At 62.1% G+C, this 7,398-nt stretch carries 7 protein-coding genes; 4 read left to right on the top strand and 3 right to left on the bottom strand.

What is annotated here, in order from left to right; all coding sequences use genetic code 11:
• Window positions 1-39: 39 nt before the first annotated feature.
• From ACK4TM_RS12090 to ACK4TM_RS12100, 3 genes are all read right to left on the bottom strand, one after another.
• Complete coding sequence (locus tag ACK4TM_RS12090) at window positions 40-1,479, bottom strand: Glu/Leu/Phe/Val family dehydrogenase (RefSeq protein ID WP_409701687.1); 1,440 nt, start codon at window positions 1,477-1,479, stop codon at window positions 40-42.
• A 164-nt stretch (window positions 1,480-1,643) separates the two neighbouring features.
• Window positions 1,644-2,129, bottom strand: a complete 486-nt coding sequence (locus ACK4TM_RS12095) for a hypothetical protein (RefSeq protein ID WP_409701689.1) — start codon at window positions 2,127-2,129, stop codon at window positions 1,644-1,646.
• A 15-nt stretch (window positions 2,130-2,144) separates the two neighbouring features.
• Window positions 2,145-2,732, bottom strand: coding sequence for a TetR/AcrR family transcriptional regulator (locus ACK4TM_RS12100; RefSeq protein ID WP_409701691.1), 588 nt, complete (start codon window positions 2,730-2,732; stop codon window positions 2,145-2,147).
• A 62-nt stretch (window positions 2,733-2,794) separates the two neighbouring features.
• On the opposite strand from ACK4TM_RS12100, the gene ACK4TM_RS12105 reads away from it, so the two are divergent.
• The 4 genes from ACK4TM_RS12105 (at window position 2,795) to recJ (ending at window position 7,264) form a co-directional block, all read left to right on the top strand.
• Entirely contained in the window at window positions 2,795-3,043 is a 249-nt protein-coding gene (locus ACK4TM_RS12105) for a hypothetical protein (protein WP_409701693.1), read from the top strand.
• A 54-nt stretch (window positions 3,044-3,097) separates the two neighbouring features.
• Entirely contained in the window at window positions 3,098-4,384 is a 1,287-nt protein-coding gene (locus tag ACK4TM_RS12110) for a homoserine dehydrogenase (protein WP_409701695.1), read from the top strand.
• A 68-nt stretch (window positions 4,385-4,452) separates the two neighbouring features.
• Window positions 4,453-5,418 carry a class II fructose-bisphosphatase gene (gene glpX, locus ACK4TM_RS12115; protein WP_409701697.1) on the top strand — a complete coding sequence of 322 codons (966 nt, stop codon included), beginning with the start codon at window positions 4,453-4,455 and terminating at the stop codon, window positions 5,416-5,418.
• A gap of 88 nt (window positions 5,419-5,506) precedes the next feature.
• On the top strand, window positions 5,507-7,264 hold the full coding sequence (gene recJ, locus ACK4TM_RS12120; protein WP_409701699.1) for a single-stranded-DNA-specific exonuclease RecJ: 1,758 nt from the start codon (window positions 5,507-5,509) through the stop codon (window positions 7,262-7,264).
• Window positions 7,265-7,398: the final 134 nt, after the last annotated feature.

The following is a 7,398-nucleotide window of genomic DNA, read 5'->3' on the forward strand; positions in this document are numbered from 1 at the left end:
GCGTAGGGTGGATCATGATCCACCTTACCTGTCGCACCGTTACAGCCCCTTGGCGCGGTAGCTGTCAGCCACCTTGCGGATCGACACCAGATAGGCCGCCGTGCGCAGATCATGCACATCGTCACGCCCATGCCAGACCGCGCGCATCGCCTGATACGCGCTGCGCATCGTATCATCGAGGCCCGAGCGCACCAGTTCCAGCTCATCCGCGCCGCGCAGGTATTTTTCCTTGAAATCCGGCGACAGGGTCCAGCCCAGCCCCTTGTCCGAGGACAGCCGTTCCAATTCATCGACCACCAATTGGTGGCGCGATTCTTCCTGCCTGCGCTGCATCCGGCCAAAGCGGATATGCGACAGGTTCTTGACCCATTCGAAATAGGACACCGTCACACCGCCCGCATTGGCATACATGTCAGGGATGATCACGCAGCCCTTTTCGCGCAGGATATCATCGGCCCCTGCGGTCACCGGACCATTCGCCGCCTCGATGATCAGCGGTGCCTTGATACGCGCGGCATTGGACAGGTTGATCACAGCCTCCAGCGCGGCAGGGATCAGGATATCGCAGTCGGCCTCCAGCAGGGCGGCGCCATCGGCATGATGGGTCGCAGACGGATAACCCGCGATCCCGCCATGTTTGACGATCCAGGCGCGCACAGCCTCGACATCCAGACCCTTTTCATCATGCAAGGCCCCGTCCCGTTCGATGATGCCGGTGATCAGCGCGCCGTCTTCTTCGGACAGGAACTTGGCCGCGTGATAGCCGACGTTGCCCAGACCCTGCACGATGATGCGCTTGCCTTTCAGGCTGCCGGCCAGATTGGCCTTGGCGATATCGTCGGGATAGCGAAAGAACTCCCGCAAGGCATATTGCACGCCACGCCCTGTCGCCTCGATCCTGCCGGCGATACCACCGGCATTGGTCGGCTTACCGGTCACACAGGCGGCGGCATTGATATCGGTCGTGTTCATCCGGCGGTATTGGTCGGCGATCCATGCCATTTCCCGCTCGCCGGTGCCCATATCAGGGGCCGGGACGTTCTGGGCGGGATGGATCAGGTCGCGCTTGATCAGCTCATAGGCGAAACGGCGGGTGATCAGTTCCAGCTCATGTTCGTTCCAATCGGCCGGGTTGATCCGCAATCCGCCCTTGGAGCCGCCAAAGGGTGCCTCGACCAGCGCGCATTTATAGGTCATCAGGGCTGCCAGCGCCTCGACCTCGTCCTGATGGACATTGGGGGCAAAGCGGATGCCGCCCTTGACCGGTTCCATATGTTCGGAATGCACGGACCGATAGCCAGTGAACGTATGTAAGGCCCCGCGCAGGCGGACGCCGAAACGCACCGTATAAGTCGCATTGCAGACTCTGATCTTTTCCTCAAGACCGGGGCTGAGGTCCATCAAGGCCACCGCGCGGTTGAACATCATATCGACGGATTCGCGGAAACTAGGTTCCGGGGTCGGATTATTCTGGGTCATGTCATATCCTTGCTTGCGCCAGACCGGCGGGCCGATAGGGCCATAAAGCCAGCATAGGAACGTTTTCAAAACATTTGTTGAAAAAACAGGCGATCCGCAAAAATCGGCCCTTTGGCCCAGAAACCGGCGATTACGCGGGCAAATCGGCTGCGCCAGACGCGGGTTCAGCCATCCCGCCCGTTCAGCCGCAGGGCGATCTGCTCGGCCATGAATTTCGCCTGACCCGCCGCCGTCACCCCGCCCACGCCGACCCGTCTGCCGACGCGCCACCACAATCCGGGCACCCAGCCACGACCATGCCGCGCCGTCAGCACGAGGGTAAAGCCGTTGGCGGGCTTCATCGCCAGCGCGCCACGGTCGACATGGCTGATCTCATCCATCCGCGCCAGCAGCGTGCCTGCCGTATCGCGCAAATCGGTCTGGGTCAGCACGATCCCCAGTTCGGTCGCACGCCACAGGTTTGCGCCCAGCCACAGCGCCAGAGCCCCGAGGACGAGCAGAAACGCCAACCAGTGCAACGCGGGCGGTTGCGTCAACGCGGTGTAAATCAATGCCCCGCCCAGCAGAAACAGCACCCCACAGGCGAAATACCGCCGCGGTGGCGAGGCGTGGACAGTGGCAAGCACGCCGCTCTGGTCAGGTTGGGACATGGCATTCCTTTCGCGTCAACGGCTGACGGATTTCTGCACGAGGTTGCAATAGATATCTTCGATCTCAGCCATGCCCAGCCGCCCGCCTTCGCGGTACCAATTGCTGAGCCCGGTCAGCATCGCGATGATCGCCATGGTGGCGATCCGTGTATCGGGGACGGTAAAGACACCCTGCCCCACACCATCACGCAGAACGTTTTCGAGCGTGGCTTCATACTCGCGTCGCATCGCCTCAATCGTGGCGAAATTTTGGGGAGAAAGGTTGCGCAGCTCCATATAGGATACAAAGACCTGATCCGACCGGGGCAGATGAAACCGGATATGAAACCGGGTGAACCCATCCAGCCGCGCCACGGGATCACCGCGCAGATCAGCGGCGCCAAGGGCTGCCTGCAGTTCCGTCATATGGCTTTGCATCAGATCGAACAGCAGGCTCTGCTTGTCGGCGGTGTAATTGTAAAGCGCCCCGGCCTGCACGCCGACCTCTGCCGCGATCTGACGCATCGACACGGCTGCATAACCATGGCGCGCGATCAGGCGCAGCGCGGTGTCGAGCACTTTCGGGCCGGTGATTTCGGAATGAGAACCTTGTTTGCGCGCCATGCCATCCGTGTAACTGAACAGGCGTTCAAATGAAAAGCCTGTCTTGCCGCGGCAAGCGCTGCATGTCTATTGTCTGCCACATGCGCCATGCCCTGCCTTTGCTGTTTGTCCTTGCCGCCTGCGCGGATATCCCGGCCCTTGACGGGACGGTGACGGAAGAGGCGCGCAATGCCCCTTATCCGCGCCTTTTGCCGCTGGACGCGCAGCCCGCGCCGATTGTGGTGCAGACCGGCGATATGGATGCAAGGGTCGCCGCCTTGCAACGCCGCGCAGAAGCCTTGCGCAGGATCGATCCGGGTGCGTTGCAGTAGCCATGCCTATTCGCTACACCGCGCGGGAAATGCGGCAGATATGGATTTGACAGAATGACACAATCTTTACGGCTCGGCATCGCGGGACTGGGCACCGTTGGCGTGGGTGTCGTGCGGATGATCCAGAAACATGGCGATCTGCTGCAGGCCCGTTCCGGGCGCGCGATCACGATCAGCGCCGTCTGTGCACGCAGCCGCGAAAAGGATCGCGGCATCGATCTGTCCGGCTATGCCTGGGAGGATGATCCCGTCGCCCTCGCCCGTCGTGACGATGTGGATGTGTTCGTCGAGGTGATGGGCGGACACAACGGCCCCGCCAAGGAATCAACCGAAGCGGCGATTGCCGCAGGCAAGGATGTGGTCACCGCCAACAAGGCACTATTGGCGGTACATGGCCATGAGCTCGCATTGGCGGCAGAGGCCGCAGGCAGCGTCATCCGTTTCGAAGCTGCCGTGGCAGGCGGTATCCCCGTGGTCAAGGCGCTGACCGAAGGGCTTGCCGGAAATGACATCACTCGGATCATGGGCGTCATGAACGGCAGCTGCAATTACATCCTGACGCGGATGGAAAACGCAGGGCTAAGCTATCAGGAGGTGTTCGATGAAGCCAACGCCCTTGGCTATCTCGAAGCTGACCCTGAACTGGACGTGGGCGGGATCGATGCGGGGCATAAACTGGCGCTACTGGCCGCTATCGCTTTCGGAACGCAGGTGAATTTTGATGCGGTGCAACTGGAGGGGATCGGCGCCGTCAGCATCGACGATATCCACCACGCCGCAGACATGGGGTTCAAGATCAAGCTGCTGGGCGTCGCACAGATGACAGGGCGCGGACTGGAACAGCGCATGTCCCCCTGTCTGGTGCCCGATACATCGCCGCTTGGACAACTGCAGGGCGGCACCAATATGATCGTGCTGGAAGGCGATTACGTTGGCCAGATCGTGCTGCGCGGAGCCGGGGCGGGCGAAGGCCCGACCGCCAGCGCCGTGCTGGGCGATGTGATGGATATCGCGCGGGGGATCCGGATTTCGACCTTTGGCCAACCAGCGACCAGCCTGCGTCGGGCGCGGGCGGCGCAGGCGGCGGTGCCTGCACCTTATTACCTGCGGATGAAATTGCTCGATAAACCCGGCGCCTTGGCGAAAGTCGCGCGCGCCTTGGGCGATGCGGGAATTTCGATCGACCGGATGCGCCAGTATGACCATGCCGATACGACCGCTCCGGTCCTGATCGTGACGCATAAGACGACACGCACGGCATTAGACGAAGCTTTGGTCGCCTTTAAAGAGACCGGCGTCGTTCACGGCGACCCCGTCGCCATCAGGATCGAAGCAGTTTAGCGCAAACAGACTTGCGGGCGCAACAGTGACACTGTCTACCGGAAACGAACCACCAAAGGAATTTGATTATGCCAACGCCTCTTGATTTCAACGACCGCAACCTTTCACTGGGGCTGGCCCGCGTGTCAGAGGCCGCCGCCATCGCCTGCGCGCCCCTGATCGGGCGCGGGGATGAAAAAGCGGCAGATCAGGCCGCAGTAGACGCGATGCGCACGCAGCTCAACAAGTTGGATATCGCAGGTGTGGTGGTGATCGGAGAAGGCGAACGTGACGAAGCGCCGATGCTTTATATCGGTGAAGAGGTCGGCACCGGCAATGGACCGGGCGTGGATATCGCGCTGGACCCGCTGGAAGGCACGACGCTGACCGCAAAAGACATGCCAAATGCGCTGGCCGTCATTGCGATGGGGCCGCGCGGTTCGATGCTGCATGCGCCGGATGTGTATATGGACAAGCTCGCGATCGGCCCAGGTTTCCGGACCGGCGTCGTGACGCTTGATATGTCACCGGCGGAACGGGTGTCGGCGCTGGCGGCGGCGAAGGGCTGTTCGACCAATGATATCACAGTCTGCGTGCTGGAACGCCCCCGTCACGAGGCGATGATCGAAGAATTGCGCGCGACCGGCGCGGCGATCCGGCTGATCACCGACGGCGATGTTGCGGGCGTCATGCATTGCGCAGAGCCCGATTTGACCGGCATCGACATGTATATGGGATCCGGCGGCGCGCCCGAAGGTGTGCTGGCGGCGGCGGCGCTGAAATGTATGGGCGGGCAGATCTATGGCCGGCTGACGTTTCGTAACGACGATGAACGCGCCCGTGCGACCAAGGCCGGCATCACCAATTTCGACCGGGTCTATACCCGCGATGATATGGTCACCGGCGATGTCATCTTTGCGGCCACCGGCGTGACCGATGGGTCACTGGTGCCCGGGATCAAGCGCGAGGTCGGTTTCGTCACTGCTGAAACCATCCTGATGCGGTCCAAGACAGGGTCGGTCCGCCGCATGATCTATCGCAATCCGACACGGTAGGGCGCTGGCGCGCCGCCTCCGGCAGGAGTATTTGGGAAATAAGAAGACGGGCGTGGCGCAGCCACCGCGCCGCTGATAGTGTGCGATCATGAACATTCCACAAGATCATGCGTTCCTAGGGGTTTCCGTCTCCGTGACGGGCCGCCGCTGGGTCGGGCCGGGCGTGGAAGAGGACCGCGCGGCAGAGGCGATGACGCAGGCCACCAATCTGCCGGCACCTTTGTGCCGGACATTGGCACGGCGCGGCGTCGCCCCGCAGGAGGCGGCGCTTTATCTGGCCCCGACGTTGCGCGATCTATTGCCCGATCCGCGCAGCTTGCGCGACATGGAAAAGGCGGCGGCACGCTTTTTGAACGCTGTGACGCAGCGCCAACGGATAGCGATTTTTGCGGATTATGACGTGGATGGTGGGGCCTCTGCGGCTTTGCTGATCGTCTGGCTGCGCCAGATGGGGATCCAGGCGACGCTTTACATTCCTGACCGGATTGATGAGGGTTATGGTCCCAATGATGAGGCGATGGCGGCATTGGCCGCCGCGCATGACCTGATCGTCTGCGTTGATTGCGGGACCCTGTCGCATGGCCCGATTGCCGCCGCAGGTGGCGTGGATGTCATTGTGCTGGATCACCATCTTGGCGGCGAAACCCTGCCCGATGCTTTCGCCGTAGTGAACCCGAACCGGCAGGATGAAAGCGGTGATCTGGCGCATCTGTGCGCCGCCGGTGTCGTCTTTCTCATGCTGGTGGAGGCGAACCGGCAGTTGCGCGTTGCAATCAAGCCAGGTCCGGATCTGATCGGACTGCTGGATCTGGTGGCGCTGGCGACAGTTGCCGATGTTGCGCCTTTGGTGGGGGTAAACCGCGCCTTTGTACGACAGGGGCTGACGGTGATGGCACGCCGCCAGCGTCCGGGGCTGACGGCTCTGGCCGATGTGGCAGGGCTGGATGCTGCGCCGACATCGCATCACTTGGGTTTTTTGCTTGGTCCGCGCGTCAATGCCGGTGGTCGGATCGGGAAGGCGGATTTGGGCGCGCGGTTGCTGGCGACCGATGATGCGTCAGAGGCGCGCGATCTGGCGGATATGCTGGACCAGCTAAACACCGAACGGCGCGCCGTCGAACAGGCGGTTCGCGATATCGCCATCGCCCAGGCAGAGGCGCGCGGCACCGATACGCCACTGGTTTGGGCGGCAGGCGAAGGCTGGCATCCGGGGGTTGTGGGAATTGTTGCAGCGCGCCTGAAAGAGGCGACCAACCGCCCCGCTGTCGTGATCGGCTTTGAGGACGGCATCGGCAAAGGATCGGGGCGGTCGGTTTCGGGTATCGATCTGGGGGCGGCGATACAGCGGCTCGCCGCCGAAGGTCTGCTGATCAAAGGCGGCGGACACAAGATGGCGGCGGGCCTTAGCGTGACGCAGGACAATCTGGACCCTGCGATGGCGCGGCTTGCCGCACTGTTGGACAAACAGGGTGCCAGCGCGCTTGGCCCCGCTGATCTGCGGCTGGATGGCATCCTGATGCCGGGGGCCGCGACTGTCGCTTTGGTCACGCTGCTCGACGATGCAGGCCCCTTTGGCGCGGGCGCACCCGCCCCGCGCTTTGCCTTTCCTGATTGCCAGATTTTCTTTGCAAAGCAGATCGGCGAAAATCACCTCAAGATCAGCTTTGGCGATGGTCTCGGGGCACGGATCGATGCGATCAGTTTTGGCGCGATGGACGGGCCTCTGGGTCCCGCCCTGTTGCATCACAACGGCGCCCGGTTCCACCTAGCCGGGCGGCTGGAGATCAATGTCTGGCAAGGCCGTCAATCGGTGCAATTGCGGCTGGAAGACGTGGCACCGGCGTAATGAAAAGAACTCTGCAAAAAGCGCAATTAACCCCTTGCGCGCGCTGCGGGCTTTGCCTAAAAGCGCGACACCAACTGCGGTCCCTTCGTCTATCGGTTAGGACGCCAGGTTTTCAACCTGGAAAGAGGGGTTCG

The organism is Yoonia sp. (genome assembly GCF_046292185.1).
In the GTDB taxonomy this organism is placed as follows: domain Bacteria; phylum Pseudomonadota; class Alphaproteobacteria; order Rhodobacterales; family Rhodobacteraceae; genus Yoonia.

Coding starts and splice junctions, on each gene's coding strand:
- ACK4TM_RS12090 (WP_409701687.1), bottom strand. CDS start 1,479: ATGACCCAGAATAATCCGACCCCGGAACCTAGTTTCCGCGAATCCGTC.
- ACK4TM_RS12095 (WP_409701689.1), bottom strand. CDS start 2,129: ATGTCCCAACCTGACCAGAGCGGCGTGCTTGCCACTGTCCACGCCTCG.
- ACK4TM_RS12100 (WP_409701691.1), bottom strand. CDS start 2,732: ATGGCGCGCAAACAAGGTTCTCATTCCGAAATCACCGGCCCGAAAGTG.
- ACK4TM_RS12105 (WP_409701693.1), top strand. CDS start 2,795: ATGTCTATTGTCTGCCACATGCGCCATGCCCTGCCTTTGCTGTTTGTC.
- ACK4TM_RS12110 (WP_409701695.1), top strand. CDS start 3,098: ATGACACAATCTTTACGGCTCGGCATCGCGGGACTGGGCACCGTTGGC.
- glpX (WP_409701697.1), top strand. CDS start 4,453: ATGCCAACGCCTCTTGATTTCAACGACCGCAACCTTTCACTGGGGCTG.
- recJ (WP_409701699.1), top strand. CDS start 5,507: ATGAACATTCCACAAGATCATGCGTTCCTAGGGGTTTCCGTCTCCGTG.